This window comes from Streptomyces sp. NPDC001450, from assembly GCF_053597295.1.
On record NZ_JBSFHY010000047.1, the window covers coordinates 1 to 26461 of the forward strand.

16 protein-coding genes are annotated in these 26461 nt (G+C 72.5%); 13 read left to right on the forward strand and 3 right to left on the reverse strand.

All coding sequences use genetic code 11. The features are described from left to right. Window positions 1-89: 89 nt before the first annotated feature. Entirely contained in the window at window positions 90-1700 is a 1611-nt protein-coding gene (locus tag ACWC5O_RS37695) for an NADH-ubiquinone oxidoreductase-F iron-sulfur binding region domain-containing protein (protein WP_450591234.1), read from the reverse strand. Further along, window positions 1697-2989 carry a cytochrome b/b6 domain-containing protein gene (locus ACWC5O_RS37700; RefSeq protein WP_450591235.1) on the reverse strand — a complete coding sequence of 431 codons (1293 nt, stop codon included), beginning with the start codon at window positions 2987-2989 and terminating at the stop codon, window positions 1697-1699. Before ACWC5O_RS37700 ends, ACWC5O_RS37695 begins: the two co-directional genes overlap by 4 nt. A gap of 416 nt (window positions 2990-3405) precedes the next feature. On the opposite strand from ACWC5O_RS37700, the gene leuS reads away from it, so the two are divergent. The 9 genes from leuS to ACWC5O_RS37745 all read left to right on the forward strand — a co-directional run bounded on the left by leuS (window position 3406) and on the right by ACWC5O_RS37745 (window position 13885). Beyond that, complete coding sequence (gene leuS, locus ACWC5O_RS37705) at window positions 3406-6282, forward strand: leucine--tRNA ligase (RefSeq protein WP_450591237.1); 2877 nt, start codon at window positions 3406-3408, stop codon at window positions 6280-6282. Between the two features lie 169 nt (window positions 6283-6451). Further along, window positions 6452-7192 carry a hypothetical protein gene (locus ACWC5O_RS37710; protein WP_450591239.1) on the forward strand — a complete coding sequence of 247 codons (741 nt, stop codon included), beginning with the start codon at window positions 6452-6454 and terminating at the stop codon, window positions 7190-7192. A 72-nt stretch (window positions 7193-7264) separates the two neighbouring features. After that, entirely contained in the window at window positions 7265-8110 is an 846-nt protein-coding gene (locus ACWC5O_RS37715; protein ID WP_450591241.1) for a DegV family protein, read from the forward strand. Window positions 8111-8231: 121 nt separating this feature from the next. Continuing rightward, a complete protein-coding gene (locus ACWC5O_RS37720) occupies window positions 8232-9386 on the forward strand; it encodes a helix-hairpin-helix domain-containing protein (protein WP_450591242.1) in 1155 nt (384 codons plus the stop codon). Then, entirely contained in the window at window positions 9383-11914 is a 2532-nt protein-coding gene (locus tag ACWC5O_RS37725) for a ComEC/Rec2 family competence protein (RefSeq protein ID WP_450591244.1), read from the forward strand. The genes ACWC5O_RS37720 and ACWC5O_RS37725 overlap by 4 nt, the downstream gene beginning before the upstream one ends. 7 nt (window positions 11915-11921) lie before the next feature. After that, complete coding sequence (locus ACWC5O_RS37730) at window positions 11922-12044, forward strand: hypothetical protein (protein ID WP_450591246.1); 123 nt, start codon at window positions 11922-11924, stop codon at window positions 12042-12044. Between the two features lie 41 nt (window positions 12045-12085). Further along, on the forward strand, window positions 12086-12331 hold the full coding sequence (locus ACWC5O_RS37735; RefSeq protein ID WP_450591247.1) for a hypothetical protein: 246 nt from the start codon (window positions 12086-12088) through the stop codon (window positions 12329-12331). Between the two features lie 86 nt (window positions 12332-12417). Continuing rightward, window positions 12418-13407 carry a DNA polymerase III subunit delta gene (gene holA, locus ACWC5O_RS37740; RefSeq protein WP_450591249.1) on the forward strand — a complete coding sequence of 330 codons (990 nt, stop codon included), beginning with the start codon at window positions 12418-12420 and terminating at the stop codon, window positions 13405-13407. Between the two features lie 82 nt (window positions 13408-13489). Beyond that, window positions 13490-13885: a nuclear transport factor 2 family protein gene (locus ACWC5O_RS37745; RefSeq protein WP_450591250.1), complete on the forward strand. Its 396-nt coding sequence runs from the start codon at window positions 13490-13492 to the stop codon at window positions 13883-13885. A gap of 215 nt (window positions 13886-14100) precedes the next feature. Here ACWC5O_RS37745 and rpsT read toward each other — a convergent pair whose 3' ends face one another. Then, window positions 14101-14367 (reverse strand): 30S ribosomal protein S20, encoded by a 267-nt coding sequence (gene rpsT, locus ACWC5O_RS37750; protein WP_089106790.1) that lies wholly within the window; start codon window positions 14365-14367, stop codon window positions 14101-14103. A gap of 227 nt (window positions 14368-14594) precedes the next feature. Here rpsT and lepA point away from each other — a divergent pair, with 227 nt between their 5' ends. From lepA to ACWC5O_RS37770, 4 genes are all read left to right on the forward strand, one after another. Continuing rightward, window positions 14595-16469, forward strand: coding sequence for a translation elongation factor 4 (gene lepA, locus ACWC5O_RS37755; protein ID WP_450591252.1), 1875 nt, complete (start codon window positions 14595-14597; stop codon window positions 16467-16469). 260 nt (window positions 16470-16729) lie between these two features. Continuing rightward, entirely contained in the window at window positions 16730-18604 is a 1875-nt protein-coding gene (locus tag ACWC5O_RS37760; protein WP_450591254.1) for an AMP-dependent synthetase/ligase, read from the forward strand. Window positions 18605-18750: 146 nt separating this feature from the next. Next, window positions 18751-24441 (forward strand): AAA domain-containing protein, encoded by a 5691-nt coding sequence (locus ACWC5O_RS37765; protein ID WP_450591255.1) that lies wholly within the window; start codon window positions 18751-18753, stop codon window positions 24439-24441. Between the two features lie 166 nt (window positions 24442-24607). Next, window positions 24608-26449 carry a SpoIIE family protein phosphatase gene (locus ACWC5O_RS37770; protein ID WP_450591279.1) on the forward strand — a complete coding sequence of 614 codons (1842 nt, stop codon included), beginning with the start codon at window positions 24608-24610 and terminating at the stop codon, window positions 26447-26449. Window positions 26450-26461: the final 12 nt, after the last annotated feature.

Sequence of the window (26461 nt, forward strand, 5' to 3'; positions counted from 1 at the left end):
CGTGCCGCGAAGTCGTAGGAGTAGTGCACCGCCTGGCCGCCGCTGAAGAACATCGGTCACCCGGCCCGGGTGACCGCCTTCGGCCTCGCTCAGCGTCCGAGGGCGCGGCGGCCGCGGCCCTGGGACAGGACGGGCAGGTTGCGCGAGGGTGCCTGCCCGCGCGTGTCCTCCTCGAGGCGCAGCGCCAGTGCCGGGCAGCGGCGCACCGCGCGCAGTGCCTTCGCCTCCGCGTAGCGCGGCACCTGTGCCTGCGCCACGGTCGGGAAACCGTCCGCGCCCAGTTCGAAGACCTCCGGGAGGATGTCGGCGCACAGACCGTGACCTCGGCACAGCGTCCAGTCGACGTAGATCTTCTGGCGGCTGGAACCGGTCTCCTCGGGCTCTCCGCCGCCCGGGATGCCCGTAGGGGCCCTGCCTCCCTCGAAGAGCGGCAGAACGCCCTCCACGGGCCGTCCGCAGCCGTTTCCGAGGACGTGCGCGGCCAGGTCGTCGGTGAACGCCTTGATGGTCGACTCCAGGAACATCGCGGAGCCGTCGGGGTGCGAACACGCCCCGCGCCGTTTCACGTTCTTCGCGACCTGCTTCAGCGCCTCCAGGGCGGCGGGCCCGCCGCCGCCCAGGATGTCCTCCATGCCGCGCGCGGCGGCGGGCAGTCCGAGGTAGCAGGGGCCGCACTGGCCGGCGCTCTCCTCGGCCAGCCACTGGGCCACCCGCAGCGACTCGCCCAGCGGGCAGGTCTCCTGGCTGATCGGCAGGATCGCGCCCGCGCCCAGCGAACCGCCCACCGCGTCGAGGGAGTTGCGGGAGACGATCGCCTCGTTGACGGTGGCCGCGTCGATCCACTTGCCGTGGTAGCCGCCGGTCAGCACGCCCTGGGGCACCGGCGGGGCGCCGGCCAGCTGCAGGACGTAGCGCAGCGGCACGCCCGTGGGGACCTCGAGCACCATCGGGCGGGCGACCGCGCCGGAGACCGTGAGCATGACGGTGCCCGGCTCGTCGTACAGGCCGGTGTTGCCGTAGCGCTCGGGGCCGATGCGGGCGGCGATGGCCAGCTGCGCGAACGTCTCCGCGTTCGACAGCAGGGTGGGCGCCCCGCCGACGCCGCTCTGCGAGGCGCTGATCTTGCGGCCGGGCGGGATCGCCGGGCCGCCGTCGACCGAGCGGATCAGCGACGCGGCGGCGCCGGTGACCATGCGCACGGGGTTGCGCTGCACCCACGCGCGCAGCGCCGATCTGCGGCTGTTGCTCAGGCCGCGTTCGGCGAGCGCGGCCTCCATGGAACGCTGGGTGGACTCCCGGGTGACCCCGATCACGAGCGTGCGGGCACCGAGGGCCTCGGCGCACAGCAGGGCGCCGTCCAGGATGAGGTGCGGGGCGCGGTTGATGAGCACCGTGTCCTTGCGGCAGGCCGGTTCGTCCTCACTGCCGTTGACGACGACGACCGGCCGCACACCCCGTTTGATGGCCGACTCGGCGACCGAGCGCAGCTTCTTGTGGAAGGGGAAGCCCGCGCCGCCGCGGCCCTTGAGGTTGATGGCCTCGGCGAGTTGGGCGAGTTTCTCACCGCTCAGCGGGTCGAGCGGCCCGTGCACCTTCAGGTGCATGGGCAGATCGAGCCGCTCCACAAGGTCGAAGCCCGACGTGAGCTGCGGAAGTCCGACCACGCGGACTTCGGGTACGTCGGGCAGGGCCTCGTTCACCTATAGCCTCCGGAAGGCGTGTTCCAAGGTTCGCCCGAACCCGGCGTCTCGTACGAGGTGCCGGGGTTTGGTTCTGTGGCGGGACCGCTGTTGAACGTGTCACCCGAGTTGTACGTGCCGTAGAGGTTGTTCGTCTCACCGGTGTCGTACATGTCACTTCCGCCGTATCCACCGGTGCCCGGATTGCCGTAGACCGGGATGGTGTATCCGGTGTCCTGGAGCGGGTCGTACGCCGACGGAGGGGCCTCGCCGACCGGCGGCGGGGACGGGATCGGCCAGCTGCCCGAGGTGCTGGACGGGCCGTCCACGCGCGGCATCGCCTCCGTGGCCTGCAGATCCAGCGGCAGGTCCATGCGTGTGGTCTGGCCGGCCGTGTACGACTGCTGCTGGGGGCCCGGAGTGGACACCGCGCGGTAGGCCGCCGCGAAGCCGGACGCGGGCTCGGGTGCCGGGCTCGCCGGGGTCTGGTACAACGGCGAGGCGGCGGGGGCCGGAGTGCCGGCGGGCGAGGCCTTCGGCTCGCGCCGGCCCTCGAAGCCCTGCAGGCCGGACTCGGCGACCCGGGAGCGGCTCGCCTCCAGGCCCTCGAGCCCCTGCCGCTCCTCGCTGCCGATGAGCGCGACGATCCGGTCGGCGACCTTGCGCTTGAACGGGCGCGGCGCGGCCCGCAGTGCGAGCGCCGCCATGATTCCGACCAGGCACAACTCGTACGAGATCATGAAGAACGGCTTCGCCGGGCGCCCCGCGAACAGACCGTGGATCAGCGCCGCGCACAGGGCCGGGTAGGCCAGCATGTGCATGGCGCGCCAGCGCGCCGCCACCGGGGCCGGGGAGGCGAACTGGTTGCGCAGCGCGCCGGTGACACCCACGAAGATCATGAGCAGGGCGGCCAGCGAGCCGAGGCCGATCAGTCCCCCGCTGCCCGCGACGCCGAGGCTGAAGGGGATCAGCGCGGCGATCAGGACGGTGTGTCCCAGGGCCAGCTTGATCGTGATGTGCACCAGGAGGAACGCGATCGAGGCAACCGCGAGCACCCGGTGGATGGCTTGGGCGACGATCCGCTGACGGGTGTCGAGGATGAGCCGGTCCTGCGTGACCAGACCCCAGATCACCGAGCTGGTGAGGCTGACGAGCGACAGGACGCCCGCACCGAAGTTCAGGAAGTCCTGGAGCCAGCCTCCTCCGTACACCACCACCACGGGTATGAGCAGCAGGACGACAGCCGTCGCCACCCCATAGGCCGACCGGCCCGGTTTGGGGAGTGAGCTGTTACTACGACGAGGGTTCATGGGGGCAACTCCGAGCAGTTTCGGGAAGGCGGTCCCGCTGCCGAACTCTAGGTGGCGCCATACCGATCAGTACGAGGTTTGAGTTATTGCGTTGTTATCAAAGGACAATGCGACCGTGTCGATGTCCCTTAGCGGGTGTTACGCGAAGTAATCCTTGACCTTCGTTCAGTTCTGGTCGGGTTCGTGGCATGTCAACAAGGCATACGGAAGTCCGTCGCTGCTTGCTCAAGGGCTGCGGTACCCTAGCGCCATGCGTGCCGTACGCCTTCTGCTTAGCGGGCCGCGCTGATCAGTACCGACCCCCGGTCGAACCGGGCGGGTCGGCATCGGCGCGGCATCCCCTCCTGTGCGAGGGGTTTTTTCGTTTCTCAAGGACACAGCCGCAGGCAGAGACGATCGATGGAGCTTTGAGGATCATGAGCGAGACGAACCCCGCTGCCCCCGCCGAGGTGGCCGCGCCGCACCGCTACACGGCCGCCCTGGCTGCCGAGATCGAGGCACGCTGGCAGGACTTCTGGGACGTCGACGGCACCTACACGGCGCCGAACCCGAAGGGTGACCTGGCCGGCGACGCCGCGCTGGCCGCCCGGCCCAAGAAGTTCATCATGGACATGTTCCCCTACCCCTCGGGTGCGGGCCTGCACGTCGGCCACCCCCTGGGCTACATCGCCACCGACGTCTACGCCCGGTTCCAGCGCATGACCGGCCACAACGTCCTGCACACCCTGGGCTTCGACGCCTTCGGCCTGCCCGCCGAGCAGTACGCCGTGCAGACCGGCACGCACCCTCGCGTGTCCACCGAAGCCAACATCGAGAACATGAAGGCCCAGCTGCGCCGGCTGGGTCTGGGCCACGACAAGCGCCGCTCGTTCGCCACGATCGACCCGGACTACTACAAGTGGACCCAGTGGATCTTCCTGCAGATCTTCAACTCCTGGTACGACGACGAGGCCCAAAAGGCCCGCCCGATCTCCGAGCTGATCGCCCAGTTCGAGTCCGGTGAGCGCGCCGTACCGGGCGACCACGGGCGCGCGTGGAACCAGCTGACCGCCACCGAGCGCTCCGACGTGCTGGGCGAGTACCGCCTGGCCTACGCCTCCGACGCGCCCGTCAACTGGTGCCCCGGCCTGGGCACCGTGCTGGCGAACGAGGAGGTCACCGCCGACGGCCGCTCCGAGCGCGGCAACTACCCGGTCTTCAAGGCCAAGCTGCGCCAGTGGAACATGCGCATCACCGCCTACGCGGACCGGCTGCTGGAGGACCTGCAGGAGCTGGACTGGCCCGAAGCCATCAAGCTGCAGCAGCGCAACTGGATCGGCCGCAGTGAGGGCGCCCGCGTCGACTTCCCGATCGACGGCGAGCGGATCACGGTCTTCACCACCCGCCCGGACACCCTGTTCGGCGCGACCTACATGGTGCTGGCCCCCGAGCACCCGCTGGTCGACAAGTTCACCCCGGCCGCCTGGCCGGAGGGCACCCACGACGTGTGGACCGGCGGCCACGCCACCCCGGCCGAGGCCGTCGCCGCCTACCGCGCGCAGGCCGCCTCGAAGTCCGACGTCGAGCGGCAGGCCGAGGCCAAGGACAAGACCGGCGTCTTCATCGGCGCGTACGCGACCAACCCGGTCAACGGCGACCGGATCCCGGTCTTCATCGCCGACTACGTCCTGATGGGCTACGGCACCGGCGCGATCATGGCCGTCCCGGCGGGCGACCAGCGCGACTTCGAGTTCGCGCGCGCTTTCGAGCTGCCGATCCACTGCATCGTCGAGCCGACCGACGGCCGGGGCACCGACACCTCGACGTGGGAGGACGCCTTCGGGTCGTACGACGCGAAGATCATCAACTCCGCCAACGACGAGATCTCGCTGGACGGCCTGCCCGTCGCCGAGGCCAAGGCGCGCGTCACCGAGTGGCTGGCGCGCAAGGGCATCGGTGAGGGCACCGTCAACTTCCGCCTGCGCGACTGGCTGTTCAGCCGCCAGCGCTACTGGGGCGAGCCCTTCCCGATCGTCTACGACGAGGACGGCATCGCCCACGCCCTGCCCGAGTCGATGCTGCCGCTGGAGCTGCCGGAGGTCGAGGACTACTCGCCGCGCACCTTCGACCCGGACGACGCCGACACCCAGCCCGAGACGCCGCTGTCGCGCAACGAGGAGTGGGTCAACGTCACCCTGGATCTGGGCGACGGGCCGAAGAGGTACCGGCGCGAGACCAACACCATGCCCAACTGGGCCGGTTCCTGCTGGTACGAGCTGCGCTACCTGGACCCGCACAACAGCGAGAAGCTGGTCGACCCCGAGATCGAGCAGTACTGGATGGGCCCGCGCGAGGGCCGGCCGCACGGCGGTGTCGACCTGTACGTCGGCGGCGCCGAGCACGCCGTGCTGCACCTGCTGTACGCGCGCTTCTGGTCCAAGGTCCTGTACGACCTGGGGCACGTCTCCTCCGCGGAGCCGTTCCACAAGCTGTTCAACCAGGGCATGATCCAGGCCTTCGTCTACCGTGACAGCCGCGGCATCGCCGTTCCGGCCGCCGAGGTGGAGGAGCGCGACGGCGCGTACTACTACGAGGGCGAGCGGGTCACCCGTCTGCTGGGCAAGATGGGCAAGTCCCTGAAGAACGCGGTGACTCCGGACGAGATCGCCGCCGAGTACGGCGCGGACACGCTGCGCCTGTACGAGATGGCGATGGGCCCGCTGGACGTCTCCCGGCCCTGGGACACGCGCGCGGTGGTCGGCCAGTTCCGGCTGCTGCAGCGGCTGTGGCGCAACATCGTCGACGAGAACACCGGCGGGGTCACCGTCACCGACGCCGAGCCCGACGAGGAGACGCTGCGTGCCCTGCACAAGGCGATCGACGGTGTGCGCCAGGACCTGGAGGGCCTGCGCTTCAACACCGCAATTGCCAAGGTCACCGAGCTGAACAACCACCTGACCAAGGCCGGTGGCCCGGTGCCGCGGTCGGTCGCCGAGCCGCTGGTCCTGCTGGTCGCCCCGCTGTCCCCGCACATCGCCGAGGAGCTGTGGCGCAAGCTGGGCCGCACCGACTCGGTCGTCCACCAGGACTTCCCGGTCGCCGACCCGCAGTACGTGGTGGACGAGACCGTGACCTGCGTCGTCCAGATCAAGGGCAAGGTCAAGGCCCGTCTGGAGGTGCCCCCGGCCATCTCCGAGGAGGAGCTGGAGAAGGTGGCGCTGTCCGACGAGAAGGTCGTCGCGGCGCTGGACGGCGCGGGCATCCGCAAGGTGATCGTGCGGGCGCCGAAGCTGGTCAACATCGTTCCGGCCTGAGACGACATCTGAATACCGGAGATCCCGGGGGCCCGGGCGCTGGGGAAACCCGGCGTCGGGGTAGTCCCCTACGGGCAGGTTCGGGGTCTTTCTGGAACTCCGGGCCTGCCCGCTGCGTTTACCGTGGAGAACACAGCGGCTCGTGCCGCATCCGGCGAGGAGGAGCGTCATGGAAGCAGTGATCACCGTGTTCGCCCTGCTCTTCCTGCTCTTCATCGGCCTCGGCGCCTACGCCACGGTCAAGGCGGTCGGCGCCGCCAAGCGCGGAGTGGACCGTACGATCGCGCAGGCCAGACGCACGGTCGAGGACCACACCCTGCGCGCCAAGTCCTTCGCCCAGGTCGGCCCGGCCGGGGAGGTCGCCCAGCTGCGGCTCACGCTGCGCGCCTCGATGCGCGCCACCCAGGAAGCCCTGCACGCCGGTGTGGCCGAGGACGAGTCGCTGAAGGAGTCCCTGGGCCTCTTCGAGCGGCTCAGCGCGCACGGCCGTGGGCTGGACGCGGACCTCAAGCGGCTGGAGTCCGAGCCGGACCGGGCCACGCTCGCCACACGGCTGCCCGAGCTGCGCAGCCGCACCGAGCGCATCACCAAGTCCGCCGACTCCCTGCGCTGGGCCGCCCGCGACCGGGCCCGCCGCTTCTCCGACGACGACCTGGACTCGCTCAGTGCCCAGATCGACGTCGAGGCGGGGGCCCTTCGCCACTGGACGCGGGCCGAGCCCACACCGGCACCCCCGCCGTGGCCCGAGGCCCCGGCAGCCGCCGACGGCCCCGAGGCACAGCAGCAGGCCCGGCAGGAAACACCCGCCTCCCGCACCGCCGATGAGCCGGCGACCCGGGCGATCACCCCGCCGGCGCAGCGCCCTTCCTACCCCTGGCAGAAGAAGCCGCGCCCCGAGAGGACCACATGACCGGTCCGCTTCCGGACCGGCAGACAGGGGCTGGGCTGCCGCGCGAGCGCTACGGCAGGTAACCTCCAGCTCATGTCCCGCCATGTCGCTATCGTCACCGATTCAACGGCCTACCTGCCGCCGCGGACGATGGAGCGTCACGGCATCACAGCGGTGCCCCTGACCGTGGTCCTCGGCGACCAGGCGCTCGAAGAGGGCACCGAGATCTCGACGCGTTCCCTGGCCCAGGCGCTGCAGAAGCGGCGCCCGGTCACGACCTCCCGCCCCAGCCCCCAGATGTTCGCGGAGACCTACCGCAGGGTCGCCGAGTCCGGCGCGAGCGGCATCGTCTCCCTGCACCTGTCCGCCGAGCTGTCCGGCACCTACGACGCGGCGGTCCTCGCGGCGCGTGAGGCACCGGTGCCGGTGCGGGTGGTGGACACCGGGATGGTAGCGATGGCCCTGGGCTTCTGCGCGCTCGCCGCGGCCGAGGCCGCGGAGGCCGGCGGCACGGTGGACGAGGCCGTGACGGCGGCCGAGAAGCGGGCCGCGGGCACCTCCGCCTACTTCTACGTCGACACGCTCGACTATCTGCGCCGCGGCGGACGCATCGGCGCCGCACAGGCACTGCTCGGCTCCGCACTGGCCGTCAAGCCGCTGCTCCAGCTGGACGGCGGCCGCATCGAGCTTCTGGAGAAGGTCCGTACGGCGTCCAAGGCGATCGCCCGGCTCGAGGAGATCGTGGCCGACCGGGCGGGCGGTGCCGAGGTCGACATCGCCGTCCACCATCTCGCCGCCCCCGAGCGGGCCGCAGCCCTCGCCGACCGGCTGCGGGAGCGGGTGCCCGGGCTGGCCGATCTGCATGTCAGCGAGGTCGGGGCGGTGATCGGGGCGCACACCGGGCCCGGGCTGCTGGGAGCGGTCGTCTCGCCGCGCTGACGTACCCGTCTCCCGGGCTGCCGTCACTCGTGTGAGTGGTGCAGTTTTCCACAACTGGGCGGTAATCCCCGGGAATTGACCAAGATCACCGTGAAGCGTTGAGATGTTCCATCCTCGTCGCATGGCACTTCGATCACGTTCACGCACCGCCACCCCGACCAGCGGACCGGGCCGTGGCCCCACCTCCGACGGGCGCATCCGCCGCCCCGCCGACCGTCGCCGCGCCCGTCACCGCGTGCCCGCACCCGCGGAGGAGCTGCGCCGCCGCGCGGAACTCCTCTTCGGCGAACGAGCCGTGCAATGGCGGGAGTCGGGCAACGCACCGCCGGGCGGGCAGCCGCCCGCGCGTACGGCGACGGGGGTGGGGGCGGCCCCCGGGTCGAGGACGGCGACGCGGGTGGTGTCAGGCGTGAGTACGGCAACGGGCGTGGCGCCGGGGGTGAGTACGGCGTTGCCCGAACTCGGTGGGGCCCGCGTGCTGTCCACCGAGCCCGGGGCGGCCGCCGCCCCCGAGGTACAACTGACCGGCTCGGCAGACCGTTCGGAGGCGGCGGAGCCTGTCGTGCCGGGCCTGCGGGAGCGGACCGGGCTCGCTCTGCGGGAGCGGCTGCCGGTGTGGTTGCAGGTGCGGTGCGGGGTCGAGCGGCGGGGAGTGGTCGCGCTGGCCGTGGTGCTCGTGCTGGCCGCCGTGTTCGCCGTCCAGCACTTCTGGTCCGGACGGACGCAGACCGTGAGCGCTCCCCAAGTGGTGCGCGCCGAGGCGCCGTTCGCCAGGAAGGACGAGGGCGCGAAGTCCGGTGGTGTCGTGAGCGCCTCGGCGACGCCGGGCGGGGAGATCGTCGTGGACGTCGGCGGCAAGGTCCGCAGGCCCGGGATCCGGCGGCTTCCGGCGGGCTCGCGGGTGGCCGACGCGCTGCGGGCGGCGGGCGGGGTGCGGCCGGATGCGAGTACCGACGGGCTCAACCGGGCCCGCTTCCTGGTGGACGGTGAGCAGGTCCTGGTCGGCGCGTCCGCGGGGACGGCGGCCGTCCCGTCCGGGCCCGGCGGCGGCGCGGGTTCCGGACCGGCGGGGACGGGACCGGCGGCCCCGGTCTCCCTCAACACGGCGACCGCGGACCAGCTCGACACCCTGCCCGGAGTCGGCCCCGTGCTGGCCCAGCACATCATCGACTACCGGACCCGGCACGGCGGCTTCCGCTCGGTGGACGAGCTGCGCCAGGTCAACGGCATCGGCAACCGCCGCTTCGCCGACCTGCGGACCATGGTGCAGCCATGAGCGGCCCCTCCGAGCAGCAGCCGCCGGCCCCGGCCGACCTCCGCCTGGTGCCCCCGGCACTCGCGGCCTGGGCGACGGCTGCCCTGGTCCTCGATGCGCCGCCGGGCTGGAGCGCCGGCATCGCTCTCGCCTGTCTGCTCGCCGGAGTAGTCCTGCTGTCGGCCCGGAGGTGGGGGAGGCCGGGGCGGCCGTCCGTCCGGTTCGCCCGGGCCCGTGCCCCGGTCGCCGCCGTGCTTCTGTGCGTGGCCGCGGCCGCAGCCTGCGCCGGGCTGCACGGGGCGGATGTGCGGCGTGGGCCGGTGCCCGAGCTGGCGCGGCGGTTCGCGACCGTGACGGCCGAGGTCGAGCTGACCGGCGACCCCTGGCTGAGCAGGCCACGGGTGCGGGGTGATCACGCGGCGCCCGTGGCGGTGCTGGCCCGGGCGGAGGTGCGGCGCGTGGCGGAGGACGACGCGGCCGGGGTGCGGACGCGGACTCCCGTGCTGATGGTCGTCGACACGGACGTGCCCGCGCCACGCGCACCTCCCACGGGGGACGCGACCGGTACGCAGGGCACGCGCGGTGCACGCCCCGGCTGGCTCGGGCTGCTGCCGTCCACCCGGCTGCGGGTGAACGCCCGGCTGGCGCCCGCTCTGGCGGGCGGCGACCGGACAGCGGCCGTGCTGCGGGTGCGGAGCGAGCCCGTGCCGGAGGTCGTCGCGGGGCCGAGCGGGCCGCAGCGGCTGGCGGGCCGGCTCAGGGCCGGGTTGCGGGAGGCGACCGAAGGACTGCCGGCGGATGCCCGGGCGCTGCTTCCCGGGCTGGTCGTCGGCGACACCTCGCGCATCACACCCGAACTGGACGACGCCTTCAAGGAGACGGATCTGGCGCACACGCTCGCCGTCTCGGGCAGCAACCTCACGATCCTGCTCGCGCTGCTCATCGGGCCGCCCGGTCTCGCCCAGCGCGTCGAGCGCCGCGGACTCGCCCCGCGCCTGGGGCTCTCGCTGCGGGCCACCGCCCTGCTCGCGGGAGCGCTCACGATCGGCTTCGTGATCGTGTGCCGGCCCGACCCCAGCGTGCTGCGGGCCGCGGCCTGCGGCGCGGTCGCCCTGCTGGCCCTCGCGACGGGGCGCCGCAGATCCCTGGTCCCGGCGCTGGCCACGGCCGTCCTCCTGCTGGTGCTGTACGACCCCTGGCTGGCCCGCGGCTTCGGCTTCCTGCTCTCCGTGCTGGCCACCGGTGCGCTGCTCGTACTGGCGCCCGGTTGGAGCGAGGCGCTGCAGCGGCGCCGGGTGCCGGCCCGGCTCGCCGAGGGGCTGGCCGCGGCGGCCGCCGCACAGGCCGTGTGCGCGCCGGTCGTGGCGGTGCTGTCGGCCCGGGTGAGCCTGGTGGCGGTGCCCTGCAACCTGCTGGCCGAGGTGGCGGTCGCACCGGCCACCGTGCTGGGGTTCGCCGCGCTCGCCACGGCGCCGGTGGCGATGCCCCTGGCCAAGGTGCTGGCCTGGTGCGCCGGTTGGCCCGCCGGATGGATCGCGGGGGTGGCCCGGACCGGGGCGGCACTGCCCGGCGCGGGAGTGGACTGGCCGGGGAGCTGGCCCGGCGCGCTGCTGCTGGCGACGGTCACCGTGGCGGTCGTCCTGGCCGGCCGGCAACTGCTGCGGCACCCCTGGTGGTGCGGTGCGCTCGGCGCGCTGCTCCTGCTGGTGGTGGTGCGACCGGCGCCGCTGACCCGGGTCATCACGGGCTGGCCGCCGCCGGGCTGGCGGTACGCGATGTGCGACGTCGGGCAGGGCGACGCGACCGTGCTGGCGGCCGGCGAAGGGGCCGGGGTGGTCGTGGACACCGGACCCGACCCCGCGCTGGTCGACCACTGCCTGCGGGAGCTGGGCATCACCCGCATCCCCCTGGTCGTCCTGACCCACTTCCACGCCGACCACGTCGCGGGGCTGCCCGGTGTCCTGCGGGGCCGCTCGGTGGCCGCGATCGAGACCACGGACTTCGAAGAACCGGCGGCGCAGGCCGAGTTCGTGAGAAAGGAGGCGGCCGAACGGCACATCCCGCTCACCCGGGCCGTGGCCGGGGAGGAGCGCCGCAGCGGGCCGCTGGACTGGCGGGTGCTGTGGCCACCCGCCGCCCCGGGCCCGGGGCAGGCCGCGGTACCGGAGCCGGACGGACCGAACGACGCCAGTGTCGCCCTGCTCGTCCGGTCCGGCGGACTGCGGATGCTCCTCCTCGGGGACCTCGAACCCCCCGCCCAGCAGGCCCTGTTGCACTCCCCGGCCGCGGCCCGGCTGGCGGGAGTGGACGTGCTGAAGGTGGCCCACCACGGCTCGGCCTATCAGGACCCGGACCTGATACGGCTGGCGGCCCCGCGGGTGGCGCTCATCTCCTGCGGCGCCGACAACCCCTACGGCCACCCGGCACCGGCGACCGTCGCCGCGCTGCGGGCCGGCGGGGCGGTGGTGCTGCGCACGGACCGGGACGGGGCGCTCGCCGTCGGCGGGGGCGGCGGGACGGACGGGGAGGTGCGGGTGGCGAGAGACTGAGGAGCGGGTGTCCGCCGAGACCGGGCGGACGGACGAGGAGGTGCCGGCGGTGTACCAGGAGCGGTTCGGGATCGGGCAGAGCCGTGTGCCGGCCGGTGCGGAGCCGGAACGACTGATGCGGAAGGGCTGACCTGGCCGTTCGGTGTGTGGCGGGTGCCGGAGAATGGGGCGGTGAGCGATGTGAGACACGTACTGGTGCTGCCCGACCGCGATGCCGCCGAGGAGGCGGTCGAGGCGCTCGGGGAGCGCTTCGAGATCGACGAGGAGCCCCAGCTCGTCCGGGACGCCCTGGCCGGCGAGGACGACGCGGAGGACGCCCAGTGGCTGCTGGTCCTGCACGACGAGGACGGACGCCTGGACCCTGCCGAACTGGACGCCTTCGCGGGGGAGTGGGACGGCTGGCGCGAGGAGCCGTGACCCCGAGGCCGGCTCCGGGTGCGGTCCGGGACCGGTCGGGGTGCGCGGCCGGTTCGTTGTCAGTGCCGCGTGGGATGCTGTAGGCGATGGCCAGGAAGACTGCGAATGACGACCCTCTCGCCCCGGTGACCCTTGCCGTGGGCCAGGAGGACCTCCTGCTCGACCGTGCCGTGCAGGAGGTGGTGGCCGCCGCAAAGGCCGCCGACGCCGACACGGACGTACGGGACCTGACCCCGGACCAGTTGCAGCCCGGCACGCTCGCCGAGCTGACGAGTCCCTCGCTCTTCGCCGAGCGCAAGGTCGTGGTCGTACGCAACGCGCAGGATCTCTCGGCGGACACGATCAAGGACGTGAAGGCGTACCTGGGGGCGCCCGCGGAGGAGATCACCCTCGTGCTGCTGCATGCGGGCGGCGCGAAGGGCAAGGGGCTGCTGGACGCCGCGCGCAAGACCGGGGCGCGGGAGGTGGCCTGTCCGAAGATGACCAAGCCGGCGGACCGGCTCGCGTTCGTGAGGGGGGAGTTCCGGGGGTTCGGGCGGTCGGCCACGCCCGAGGCGTGCCAGGCGCTGGTCGACGCGATCGGCAGTGACCTGCGCGAACTGGCCTCGGCGGTGGCTCAGCTCGTCGCCGACGTCGAGGGGACGATCGACGAGGCCGTCGTCGGGCGGTACTACACCGGGCGGGCCGAGGCGTCCAGCTTCACGGTCGCCGACCGGGCGGTGGAGGGCCGTACGGCGGAGGCGCTGGAGGCGCTGCGGTGGTCGCTGGCCACCGGGGTGGCCCCGGTGATGATCACCAGCGCGCTGGCCCAGGGGGTGCGGGCGATCGGGAAACTGTCGTCGGCGCGCGGCGGCCGGCCCGCCGATCTCGCCCGTGAGCTGGGCATGCCGCCGTGGAAGATCGACCGTGTGCGCCAGCAGATGCGGGGCTGGACGCCGGACGGGGTGGCGGTGGCGCTGCGGGCGGTCGCCGAGGCCGACGCGGGCGTGAAGGGCGGCGGTGACGACCCCGAGTACGCGCTGGAGAAGGCGGTCGTGACGATCGCCCGGGCCGCGCGGTCCCGGGGCCGGGGCTGATCCAGTCGCCCGAGGGCCGGCGGCGAGGAGAATCGTACGTATCAGCCGTACATCGCCGACACACTGGAAGGTGGCGATCGCCATGGCTGAACACCCGCACGCAACCCTCGTCCGAAAGGGCTACGACGCCTTCCTCCGTGTCGACATGGGCACCCTGCGCGGGTTGCTGGCGGCGGACGTGACCCATCACGTGCCCGGCGGCCATCCGCTGTCCGGTGACTTCAAGGGTCAGGACGCGGTCATCGGCATGTACGGCCGGCTCTTCCAGGAGACCGGCGGCAGCCTGCGCGTGGACCTGCGCAGCGTGTTCGTCGACGGCCGGGGCCACGCCGTCGCCCTGCACCATGTCTCCGCGGAGCGCGAGGGCAGGCGCTACCACGAGGACGGATGCCTGGTCCTCCGGATCGTCGGGGACAAGATCACCGACATCGACCAGTGCGTCCCGGACATCGACAAGGACGACACCTTCTGGTCGTGACGCGCTCTGGTCGTGACGCGAGGGCCCGGGGGCGGCCATGCCGAAGGCCCCGCCGCCACCCTGGGGAAGGGAGGGCACCGGGGCCTCGGATCAAGCTGGCGAGCCCGTTCCCGCGTGGCGAACGCAGGCCGCGAACAGGCTCTGGGGTGCCGGACGGGAGCGGATGAGAGAGGGCCCGCTCTGGGTCCTTCCGGCGGTCAGATCAGAAGGGAGTTTCAGCCCTTGAGGGACGCGACCTTGGAAGCAAGCGCCGACTTCTTGTTGGCGGCCTGGTTCTTGTGGATGACGCCCTTCGAGACGGCCTTGTCGAGCGCACGCGCGGCAGCGCGCTGCAGCTCGGTGGCCTTCTCGACGTCACCCGCGGCAGCGGCTTCACGGGCCTTGCGGACCGCGGTCTTCAGGGAGGACTTGACGGCCTTGTTGCGCAGCCGAGCCTTCTCGTTGGTCTTGATCCGCTTGATCTGGGACTTGATGTTCGCCACGAAGGAGCCTTTTCAGGTTCTGGTGCGGGGCCGCTCGGGTCCCGTAACCGGTGATCCAAAAATTTTCTGTCGCGCCTCGCGCTGAGAGGGCATGAGGCACAGCCATCTACAGTACCAGTGGCCCTCCGGGCGGCCCAAAACGGTCCCCGGTCCCCTCGCGTGGGACCATGGAGACTACGTATCGATCCGACCCGAGGCATAAGGCGCCTCAAGAGACAGGACCCTGCGTGCCCGCGACCCCTAACCATGTGCCCGAGCCGAGCCGTACCGCCCCGGCTCTGATCCGCAATTTCTGCATCATCGCGCACATCGACCACGGCAAGTCCACGCTCGCCGACCGGATGCTCCAGCTGACCGGTGTGGTCGAGCAGCGGCAGATGCGTGCTCAGTACCTCGACCGGATGGACATCGAGCGCGAGCGCGGCATCACGATCAAGTCCCAGGCGGTGCGTCTGCCCTGGGCCCCGACCGAGGGCCCCGACCAGGGCACGACGCACATCCTCAACATGATCGACACCCCGGGGCACGTCGACTTCACCTATGAGGTCTCGCGGTCGCTGGCCGCCTGCGAGGGGACCATCCTCCTCGTCGACGCCGCCCAGGGCATCGAGGCGCAGACCCTCGCCAACCTCTACCTGGCGATGGAGAACGACCTCACGATCATCCCCGTGCTGAACAAGATCGACCTGCCGGCCGCGCAGCCGGAGAAGTTCGCCGAGGAGCTGGCGAACCTGGTCGGCTGCGACCCGTCGGACGTGCTGAAGGTCTCCGCCAAGACCGGTCTCGGCGTCGACGCGCTGCTGAACAAGGTCGTCAAGGAGATCCCGGCGCCGGTCGGGGTCGCCGATGCGCCGGCCCGCGCGATGATCTTCGACTCGGTCTACGACTCCTACCGCGGTGTCGTGACCTACGTCCGTGTCATCGACGGCCAGCTCAACAAGCGCGAGCGCATCAGGATGATGTCGACCGGCGCCACCCACGAGCTGCTGGAGATCGGCGTCAGCTCGCCCGAGATGCTCCCGGCGGACGGTCTGGGCGTCGGTGAGGTGGGCTACCTCATCACCGGCGTGAAGGACGTGCGCCAGTCCAAGGTCGGTGACACCGTCACCAGCCAGGCCAAGGGCGCCACCGAGGCGCTCGGCGGCTACAAGGACCCGAAGCCGATGGTCTTCTCGGGTCTGTATCCGCTCGACGGCTCCGACTACCCGGAGCTGCGCGAGGCCCTCGACAAGCTGCAGCTCAACGACGCCGCGCTGGTCTACGAGCCGGAGACCTCCGCGGCCCTCGGCTTCGGCTTCCGGGTCGGCTTCCTCGGCCTGCTGCACCTGGACGTGATCCGGGAGCGGCTGGAGCGCGAGTTCGGCCTCGACCTGATCGCCACCGCGCCCAACGTGGTCTACCGCGTGGTCATGGAGGACCGCAGCGAGCACATCGTCACCAACCCGAGCGAGTTCCCCGAGGGGAAGATCGGCGAGGTGTACGAGCCGGTCGTGCGCGCCACCATCCTGGCGCCCACCGAGTTCATCGGCTCGATCATGGAGCTGTGCCAGACCCGGCGCGGCACCCTGCTCGGCATGGACTACCTCTCCGAGGACCGGGTCGAGATCCGTTACACGCTCCCCCTCGCGGAGATCGTCTTCGACTTCTTCGACCAGCTGAAGTCCAAGACCCGCGGCTACGCGTCCCTCGACTACGAGCCCACCGGCGAGCAGACCTCCAGCCTGGTCAAGGTCGACATCCTGCTGCACGGCGACAAGGTGGACGCCTTCTCGGCGATCACCCACAAGGACGCCGCGTACGCGTACGGGGTGCGGCTCGTCGCCAAGCTGCGCGAGCTCATCCCGCGGCAGGCCTTCGAGGTGCCGATCCAGGCCGCCATCGGCTCCCGGGTCATCGCCCGCGAGACCATCCGAGCCATCCGCAAGGACGTCCTCGCCAAGTGCTACGGCGGTGACATCTCCCGTAAGCGGAAGCTGCTGGAGAAGCAGAAGGAAGGCAAGAAGCGGATGAAGATGGTGGGTTCCGTGGAGGTTCCGCAGGAGGCCTTCATCGCGGTCCTGTCCAGCGATGACAGCGCGGGCTCGGCCAAGGGCAAGAAGTAACCAACGGTAACAGCGGGCTGTGTCCGCAAACCGGGCACAACAGGGGCTCGTCGTGCGAAAGCGCGGCGGGCCCCTACGCGTGCGTAGCGTCGCTCTGCGTGGAAAGTGACAGGCCGATGCCCCTTACGCAGCGGCCGGTCGCCCCTTACTCTGATCCCTGCTCGATAGTTACTCGCGAGTTAAACAAGCCCGAACCCCACCCGTGAGTTGACCCAGCCGCACTTGAGCCAGCCGCACTGTCGCGGGCCCCGGAGGATGTCGTGACCGACACACAGACCCTGATCGAGAACCGTCCGCCGTCCGTCGCGGCCCTCTTCCTGGAGCGCGTGGCGGCCACACCGGACGCCGAGGCCTACCGCTACCCGGTCCCGCCCGCCTCCGGTCAGGGCCCCGACGACTGGAAGTCGCTGAGCTGGGCCGAGGCGGCGCAGCGGGTGTACGCGATCGCGGCCGGCCTCATCGAACTGGGCCTGCAGCCGGAGCAGCGGGTGGCGCTCGCCTCCTCGACCCGCGTCGAGTGGATCCTCGCCGACCTCGGCATCATGTGCGCGGGCGGCGCCACCACGACCGTCTACCCGCAGACCAACGCCGACGAGTCCGCGTTCATCCTCTCCGACTCCGAGAGCCGGGTGCTGATCGCCGAGGACGCGGCCCAGGTCGCCAAGGCGGTGGAGAAGCGCGCCGAGCTGCCCGCGCTGACCAAGGTCGTCGTCATCGACCCGGCCGGCGTAGAGACCGACGACTGGGTGACCACCCTCACCGAGCTGGAGCAGCGCGGCACCGCCTATCTGGAGAAGCACCCCGAGCTGATCAAGGAGCGGGTCGGCGCGCTCACCAAGGACCAGCTCGCCACCCTCATCTACACCTCCGGCACCACCGGCCGCCCCAAGGGCGTGCGCCTGCCGCACGACAACTGGGCGTACATGGCGAAGGCCATCGCCGCGACCGGCCTGATCAGCGGCGAGGACGTGCAGTACCTGTGGCTGCCGCTCGCCCACGTCTTCGGCAAGGTCCTCACCTCCGGCCAGATCGAGGTAGGCCACGTCACCGCCGTCGACGGCCGCGTCGACAAGATCATCGAGAACCTGCCGGTGGTGCAGCCGACGTACATGGCGGCCGTGCCGCGCATCTTCGAGAAGGTCTACAACGGCGTCGCCGCCAAGGCCCGCGAGGGTGGCGGGGCCAAGTACAAGATCTTCCAGTGGGCCGCCGAGGTCGCCCGCGAGTACGCCAAGGTCTCGCAGGACAACTTCCGCCGTACCGGCAGCCACGCCGTGCCGTTCGGCCTCGGCGCCAAGCACAAGGCCGCCGACGCCCTCGTCTACTCCAAGCTGCGGGAGGCCTTCGGCGGCCGGCTGCGCGCCTGTGTCTCGGGCGCCTCCGCGCTTTCCCCCGAGATCGGCTACTTCTTCGCCGGCGCCGGCATCCACATTCTGGAGGGCTACGGCCTCACCGAGACCTCCGCGGCCTCCTTCGTCAACCCGGGCGAGGCCTACCGCACCGGCACCGTCGGCAAGCCGCTGCCCGGCTGCGAGGTGCGCATCGCGGACGACGGCGAGATCCTGCTGCGCGGCCCCGGCATCATGGACGGCTACCACCAGCAGCCCGAGAAGACCGCCGAGGTGCTGGAGAGCGACGGCTGGTTCCACACCGGCGACATCGGCGAGCTGTCGCCCGACGGCTACCTGCGCATCACCGACCGCAAGAAGGACCTCATCAAGACCTCCGGCGGCAAGTACGTCGCCCCGGCCGAGGTCGAGGGCCAGTTCAAGGCGGTGTGCCCGTACGTCTCCAACATCCTGGTGCACGGCGCCGACCGGAACTACTGCACCGCCCTCATCGCCCTCGACGAGATCGCCGTCCTGCAGTGGGCCAAGGAGAACGGCCTGGAGGGCAGGTCGTACGCCGAGATCGTCGCGGCCCCGCAGACGGTCGAGATGGTCGACGGCTACGTCAAGCAGCTCAACGAGGGCCTGCAGCGCTGGCAGACCATCAAGAAGTTCCGGCTGCTGCCGCGCGACCTGGACGTCGAGCACGGCGAGATCACCCCGAGCCTGAAGCTGAAGCGGCCGGTGGTCGAGCGGACGTACAAGGCTCTGATCGACGAGATGTACTCGGGCACCCGCGAGGCGTGAGACAACCGTCCGGCCCCGGAAGGCACTTCGCCTTCCGGGGCCGGCGTGTGCCCGGAACAGGCGGAAAGGGCACGAGTGTCAGACCCGGCCCATAGGATGCACACCATCCCTCCACATGTGGGTTCCGCCAGTTCAGCGAGGTGAGCGTGCCCGTGTCCGCCGCGACGCCCGACGACGTCGTCCGTCACGTCTTCCGCTATCTCGCGGAGGTCGGCGAAAGCCGCACCAGGCCGGTACGCACTCACGACGACGCCCGGCACCAGATGTGGTTCGCCGACCTGCCCGAGCAGTTCGCCTGCTTCCTCACCGAAGCCGTCCCCGGCGACACCCCGTTGTGGCTGCGGGCCGACCGGCCCGTACGGCACGACCCGCCGGCCCCGCCCCTGCCCCTCGCCCACTGGCTGGACGGCCGCGAGCTCCGCGACTCCGAGCGGGAGGAACCGCCCGCACCCCGCGCAGAGGCGGACATCCCGGCCGACGAGGTCTCGGCGGGCGGCAGTTCACGCACCGGACACCTCACGGTCGCCCTCGCCGACCACCCCCGCCGCGACGTCGTGCACGAGCAGTACGCCACCTGGGCGCGCCAGTGGGAGAGGTGGGCGGCGCGCGACCGTGCCACGAAACCGGTCGTCCGTGCCTACGACCGCCTCTACCGCCTGTGCGTGGACGCCTCCGAACTCGGCGAGAGCTTCGAACTCGTCGTCGGCTTCGGCTGTCTGACCTGGTCCGCCCAGAGCGAGCCGATCCGCCGGCACCTCGTCACCTGCCGTGCCGTCATCGCCATCGACCCCGACACCGGGGCCATCACCGTCGGACCCGACCCCGAGTACGGCAGCCCGGTCCTGGAGGAGTCCATGCTCGACGCCGGGCAGAAGGCGCGCGCCGAGATCCGCGCCCTGGTCCGGCAGGAGCTGGAAGCCGCCGGCGACACCACGGACGTGATGCTCGCCGACCAGCTGCACCGCGCGCTCACCACCTGGACCTTCGCCGCCCACGAAGCGGGTAGCTACGACCCCTCACCCGTCCGGCACCGTGCGACGGGAGACCCCGCCGTGCCGGTCGTCAGCTTCGCTCCCGTACTGCTGCTCAGGGAGCGCACCCGGCGCAGCATGCTCGAAGCACTGCGCGGTGTCGCCCTGCGCATCGAACAGGGCGCCGAACCCACCGCGCTGCTCCGCGCCGTCGCCGGAGCCGGCGGCGACCGGCCACTGGGCGACCCCGAGCCCGGCACCCCGGAGGCCAACGGCGCCCGGTCCGAGCTGTACTTCGCCCTGCCCTCCAACGACGAGCAGCGCACCATCGCCGAGCGGCTGCGGGACCGCGACCTGGTCGTGGTGCAGGGACCGCCCGGCACCGGCAAGACCCACACCATCGCCAACCTGGTCACCGACCTGCTCGCCCACGGCAACCGCGTCCTGATCACCAGCCACACGGCCCGCGCCCTGAAGGTCCTGCGGGACAAGCTCCCCGCCAGCATCCGCGAACTGTGCGTCAGCCGCACCGACGACGGAGCCGGACAGCAGGAACTGGAACAGTCGGTCAAGGCCATCCTCGACCGGCAGGGTGACTTCTCCGCGCGCGCCTACCGCCGGCGCATCCAGGAGCACGAGGAGCGCCTCAGGTCCGCGCGCTCCGCACAGGCGCTCGCCCTCAAGTCCCTGCGCGCCCTGCGGGAACAGGAGACCTACCGCCACCCGGCCGGGATCGGCGACTACGAGGGCACCCTGACCCGCATCGCCGAACGCCTCGCCGCCGAGCGCCCGCGCTACGAGTGGCTCGGCGCCGTCCCCGCCGAGACGCCCACGCTCGACCCCCAGGCCCTGACGGACCTGCGTCGCGCTGCCCTCGCCTTCACCGGCCGGCACCGCGCCCTCGCGGCCACGGTCACCGCCGCGCTGCCCGATCCGGGGCGCCTGCCCACCGGACCCGCGTTCGCCGAGGCGGTCGAGACCGTCCGGGAGGCCGAGACCGACCTCGCCGCGCTCCGCCAGGACGGTTCCGCCTCGCGGCTGGACGACGCCGTGTCCACCCTGACCGTCGAGCAGCAGGACCGGCTGGCAGCGGCCCTGGACCAGTTCACGGCGGTCTCCGCCGCGGCGGCCACCCTGCCCGCCGGCTGGGCCGCCGCACTGCACCGCGAGATCAGCGCCGGGCAGGACCTCGGAACCCGCGACCGGCACGCACGCACCGCGGCGGCCCTGACCGCGGTCGAGGCGGCGGCAGCGGCTCTCGGCTCCACCCTGGTCAGCGGCCTGGAGTCGTACGACGTGCCGACGGCGCTGGGGCTGGCCACCTCCCTGCGCGACGGCCTCGCCGCCGGCGAGAAGCTGCGCGGCCCGCTCGGCCTGAAGACCCGGCTGCGCAAGGCGGTCGGCGACTTCCCCGAGACGGCCCGGGTCGAGGGCCGCACCGTCGAGACGGAGGCCGCCGCCCTTGCCGTGGTGCACCGCGTCACCCTGGAACGGCACCTGCGGGACATCGAGCAGGAGTGGGGTGAGGGCGCCGAGGCCTGGCAGAGCGTCAACCGGCGCATGACCCGGCTGCGCCAGGACATCCGTACCCTCACCGCCCTCATCACCCTCGCCGACCTGCGCCAGGACGTGACGCGCGCGGCGGCGCCCTCGACGGGGCTCGCGGGCGTCGACTGGGGAGACGAGGAGCGGGTGCGCACCGTCCGCGCGGCGCTCCGCGCCCGAGCCGCCCGCCGCGCCGCCGACCCCGCCCGCGCGCTCCTCGGCGACGCGCTCGACGTGCTCCGGTCCGCCGCCCACCGGCGGGGTGCGACGGCGCCCGTGGAGCGGGCGCGCGCGGCGGCCGAGGCCCGCGACGCGGCGGCCTACGGTGCCGCGGTCGGCGAGCTGGACGACCTGCGCGAGGCACTGGACCGCAAGAAGGCGTGCGACGACGCCTACCGGGTGGTCGCGGCCGAACTCCCCGACATCGCGGACGTGCTGGAGTCCGCACCGGACGACCCCGCCTGGGACACACGCCTGCCGGAGTTCGAGGCCGCCTGGGCCTGGTCGGCCTGGCACGCCCGGATGACGGACCTGACGGACCCCGAGGCCGAGGCACGGCAGCTGCGCCTGCTCGCCGAGGCGGACGCCGACATCCGCATCGGCCTGGAGCGGCTGGCGGCCGACAAGGCCTGGTTCAACTGCCTGTCCAGGCTCACCGACGACCAGGCCGTGGCCCTCACCTCGTACCAGCAGAACGTCCGCAGGCTCGGCAAGGGCACCGGCAAGTACGCGGCCACCTACCGCCGGCAGGCGCGGGAGAGCCTCCAGGCCAGCCAGGAGGCCGTACCCGCCTGGATCATGCCGCTGCACCAGGTGACCGAGACCGTCCCCATGGACCGCGCCGGCCGCTTCGACGTCGTGATCATCGACGAGGCGAGCCAGTCCGGGCCCGAGGCGCTGCTGCTCGCCTGGCTCGGCGCGAAGGTCGTGGTCGTCGGTGACGACCAGCAGGTCAGCCCGGCCCAGGTCGGCGTCGACCACGACGAGCAGTTCGCCCTCCAACGGCGGCTGCTCGCCGAACTGCCCGCCGCCCGCCGCAACCTGTTCACGCCGACCGCCAGCCTCTTCGACATCGCCTCCGGACTCGCCGGCGGCAGGGGCCGGCTGATGCTCCAGGAGCACTTCCGCTGCATGCCGGAGATCATCGGCTTCTCCAACGAGCTGTGCTACGGCGGCCGGCTCCAGCCCCTGCGGCAGTACGGCGCCGACCGGCTGCCGCCGCTGCGCGCGGTCCACGTGGCCGACGGCTGGGTGGAGGGCGGCGGGCAGAAGCAGGTCAACCGGCCCGAGGCCGAGCGGCTGGTGGACACCGTCGCCCGGTGCATCGCGGACCCCGCCTACGCCGGACGCAGCATGGGTGTGATCACCCTGCTCGGTGCCGGGCAGAAGTTCCTCATCGAGGATCTGCTGGCCGACCGGATCCCGCTCGACGAGCGCCAGCGGCGGCGTCTGCGCGTGGGCAACGCCGAGGAGTTCCAGGGGGACGAGCGCGACGTCGTCTTCATCGGCACGGTCGCCTCGCTCACCGGTCCGGACGGACCGCGCCGCATCGGCCCCTACAGCAGCGCCCTGAACCGGCAGCACCTCAACGTGGCCGCCTCCCGGGCCCGCGACCAGGCGTGGCTCTTCCACAGCGTGACGCTCACGGAGTGGGGCGAGACCGACCTGCGGCGCGCCTACCTGGACTGGTTCTCCCGGCCGGCCGAGGAACAGGACGGCGCGGGGCTCGGCGAGGTCCGTCCGGACGTGCCGCACGAGGCGTTCGACAGCCTCTTCGAGCAGCGGGTGTACCTGGCCCTGCGGGCCCGGGGCCACCGGGTACGGCCCCAGTATCCGGCCGGCCGCTACCGCATCGACCTCGTCGTCGAGGGCGGAACCCGGCGCCTGGCCGTGGAGTGCGACGGCGACGCCTTCCACAACGAGGAGAACGCGGACGCGGACGCGGCGCGCCAGCGTGAACTGGAGCGGGTCGGCTGGACGTTCGTCCGCATCCGCGGCAGCCGCTTCTTCCTCGACCCGGACAAGGCCCTCGAACCCCTGTGGGCCGAGCTGGACCGGCTGGGCATCGAAGGGGCGACGGCCGACGCCGAGAGAAAGCCCCGGCCGGCCGACCAGGCCGCGCCGGTTGCGGCTTCGGCCGCGCCGCCGGCAGCTCCGGCAGCGCCGGCCGCACCTCCGGCCGCAGCTACGGCCGAGCCCCAGCCCCGCACCGTCGTACGGCAGCCCCGCGCATCCGTACCGAAGCCCCGCCCGGCAGATGCGCCAACCACCCCGGCCGCACCGCGAATCACCCCACCCGCACGGCAAGCCGCGCCCGCCGCACCGCAAACCCCTCCCGCCGGCCCCGAGTTGGTCTCCATAGCCCGTCTCCACCGCGACGAGGTCAACGCGGCCCAGCACGCGTTCAGTCTGCGTGCGACCGTGGCCGGTTCCGCTCGCTTTCTCAGCGATACCGGGGTCCCGGGCTTTCCGGGTGCCGATGCCGTGGAAGTCCTGCGCGGTGGGCGGCCCGTCGCACGGATGGCCCATCCCGAGGTGCAGGCGATGATCCGCGCCGCGATCGCGCGCGTCGACGTACCCGTCCTCGGGGACGACGGCCAGGTGGGAGTCGCCCGCTACCACGCGCCCGGCACCCCCGAAGCCGCCCACGGCCGTACGACGGAGCTGCTCCGCGTGGACCGACGGCCGACGGGAGGTGGAACGGCGGCGGACCGGCAGCCCGTGGCCCGGAACGCGCCCAGCCGGACGGCCGCCCAGCACACGCTGCCCGCCCTGCCACGGCAGCCCGTGCGGACCACCGAGCCGGCCGCCTCCGCGCAGGCCGCTCCCACTCGGGCCGCCCCCGCCCCCGAGCGACCGCTGCCGCGCCTGCGCATCGACCGGATCAGCCTGGCCGCCCACCGGCGGGTGCAGCGGGAGCTGGAGCGGGTACAGGACGTGCTCGACCTGCCCTTGCCCGAGGTGGTGGCCGTCGACTCCTCGTCCCGCAAGGCCCAGCTGGCCGCCCACGAGAAGCGGCGCGAGGCGCTGAAGGAACGGCGGAGCTTCCTGCGGGCCCTGCTCGACCAGGTCGTCCCCGACCCGTCCTGCACCGGCGGTGCCGTCGTCGTACCGGGATGCCTGGTCGGCGTCGAGGACCCGGACGAACCTGGGATCACGACGTACGAAATAGCGCTGCTCGCCGGCGACGAGGCGGAGCGGCTCAGCCCCGACTCGGCCCTGGGCAAGGCGCTGCTGTGGCGCGAGGTGGGGGACGAGGTGACCTGGCGGACGGAACGCGGCACGACGCTGCGCGTGCTGATCCGGTACATCGAGGACTGAGCCGAGGCCACGGCAGAACCGAGCCGAGGATGCGCGGATGCTCGAATTCCGCACACTTTCCGACCGCGTTCGAGCACACCCGTAGCACAGTTCTCACGCGCGCCTGTCCACTTCGGTAACTCAGCGCACAGGTGTGGGATCCCTCTGTCACCCTGGCCGCATGGACATGGCGGCCATACCGACACAGCGGGAGAGCGAGAGTGACGACTGTGGGGCACAGGGACTCGCCACCCTGCCCGGTACTCCACTCGCGCCCGGCTCCGCCCGTGCGCTGGTGCGCGCCGCGTTCGCCGAGTGGTCCGGCCGGGGGCTCGTCGATCCGGAGGGGTCCGCACGGCTGGCCGGCGACGCCGTAGCCGTCGTCAGCGAACTCGTCACCAACGCCGTCGTCCACGCGGGCACGGAGGTGGAGGTCGACTGGCGCCTGGAGGATTCCGGCGCGTTCGTGGTGCAGGTGCGCGACCACCACCCGGCGCGCGCGCCGCGCGACCCCGCGCGCGGCGAGGCTCCGTACGACACCCCCGAGCACGGGCGCGGCCTGCGCCTGGTCGCCACCCTCGCCGAGTCCTGGGGTGTCACCTACCGCGCCGGCACCAAGACGGTGTGGGCGCGGCTGTCCGTCGACGGCAAGGGGGACCCGGACGGGCCCGCCCCGGCCCACACCCTGGCGGCCGCCGAGGCCCTCGCCCCGCAGCCGCAGCGCCCCGGAGCCGACCGGGACTGGCTCGGCCGGGGCGCGCTGTCCTTCCTCGCCGAGGCCTCCGACCTGCTCGCCGGGCAGCTGGACGAGAACCTGGTCACGGCCCTCGCCGGCCAGCTGATCGTGCCCCGGCTCGCCGACTGGTGCGCGGTGTGGCTGGAGGACGAGGCGACCGTGCGCGGCGGCGACGGCGGCGCGCCCGCGCGTGTCTGGCACGCCAGCGAGAACCGCATCGATGAGCTGTCCCGCGCCCTGGAGAAGGACCCGCCCTGCCCGCGGGACGGGTTGAGGTCCGGCCCGGAGCCGTACCCCTGGCCCGGCGACGCGCTCGGCCCGCAGGACGCCCACGGCGCGGCGCTGGCGTACCGGCTGATCGCGGGCGGCCGCCCGCTGGGCACGCTGGTCATCGGGCGCTGCGGGCTGCAGCACTTCCCCGACGAGGTCACCGGCCTGGTCGAGGACCTCGGCCGGCGGGTCGCCCTGGCCATCGGCGCCGCCCGCCAGTACGCCCGGCAGGCCACCATCAGCGCCGTCCTGCAGCGCGGCCTGCTGCCCGGCGCGGTCGCCGAGATCCCCGGCGTGAGCAGCGCGCTCGTCTACGAGCCCTGCGACAAGGGCGGCCCCAGCGGGGACTTCTACGACCTGTTCCCGGCGGGCGACGGCCGCTGGTGCTTCGCCGTCGGCGACGTACAGGGCAAGGGCCCCGAGGCGGCGGTCGTGATCGGACTCGCCCGCCCCTGGCTGCGGCTGCTCGCCCGCGAGGGCTACCGGGTCGCCGATGTCCTCGACCGCCTCAACCAGCTCCTCCTGGACGATGCCACCGAAGCCGCCGACGCGGCCGCCCGCGCGCTGGTCGCCGGCGGCGCGCGCCCCGCGGCCCCCGGGGACGGCCCGCAGACCCGCTTCCTGTCCCTCCTGTACGGCGAGCTGACCCCGCACGACGGCGGCGTCCGCTGCACCCTCGCCTCCGCCGGACACCCCCTGCCACTGCTGCTGCGCCCCGACGGCGAGGTGCGCACCGCCGCCCGCCCGCAGACCCTGCTGGGCGTCGTGGAGGACGAGACCTACACCAGCGAGACCATCGAGCTGGGGCCCGGCGACAGCCTGCTGTGCGTCACCGACGGGGTGACCGAGCGCCGCTCCGGCTCCCGCCAGTTCGACGACGGCGACGGGCTCGCGCGGGCCCTGTCCGGCTGTGCGGGTCTGAGCGCCGACTTGATCGCGGAGAGGATACGCCGTCTGGTGCACGACTTCGGCGGCGGTCTGCCGGAGGACGACCTGGCCCTGCTGGTGCTCCAGGCGGAGTGACCGGCGTCGTAC

Excerpts from the sequence above, each read along its gene's own strand:
- ACWC5O_RS37700 (WP_450591235.1), bottom strand. The coding sequence starts at position 2,989 with ATGAACCCTCGTCGTAGTAACAGCTCACTCCCCAAACCGGGCCGGTCG.
- leuS (WP_450591237.1), top strand. The coding sequence starts at position 3,406 with ATGAGCGAGACGAACCCCGCTGCCCCCGCCGAGGTGGCCGCGCCGCAC.
- ACWC5O_RS37710 (WP_450591239.1), top strand. The coding sequence starts at position 6,452 with ATGGAAGCAGTGATCACCGTGTTCGCCCTGCTCTTCCTGCTCTTCATC.
- ACWC5O_RS37715 (WP_450591241.1), top strand. The coding sequence starts at position 7,265 with ATGTCCCGCCATGTCGCTATCGTCACCGATTCAACGGCCTACCTGCCG.
- ACWC5O_RS37720 (WP_450591242.1), top strand. The coding sequence starts at position 8,232 with ATGGCACTTCGATCACGTTCACGCACCGCCACCCCGACCAGCGGACCG.
- ACWC5O_RS37725 (WP_450591244.1), top strand. The coding sequence starts at position 9,383 with ATGAGCGGCCCCTCCGAGCAGCAGCCGCCGGCCCCGGCCGACCTCCGC.
- holA (WP_450591249.1), top strand. The coding sequence starts at position 12,418 with ATGGCCAGGAAGACTGCGAATGACGACCCTCTCGCCCCGGTGACCCTT.
- ACWC5O_RS37745 (WP_450591250.1), top strand. The coding sequence starts at position 13,490 with ATGGCTGAACACCCGCACGCAACCCTCGTCCGAAAGGGCTACGACGCC.
- ACWC5O_RS37770 (WP_450591279.1), top strand. The coding sequence starts at position 24,608 with ATGGCGGCCATACCGACACAGCGGGAGAGCGAGAGTGACGACTGTGGG.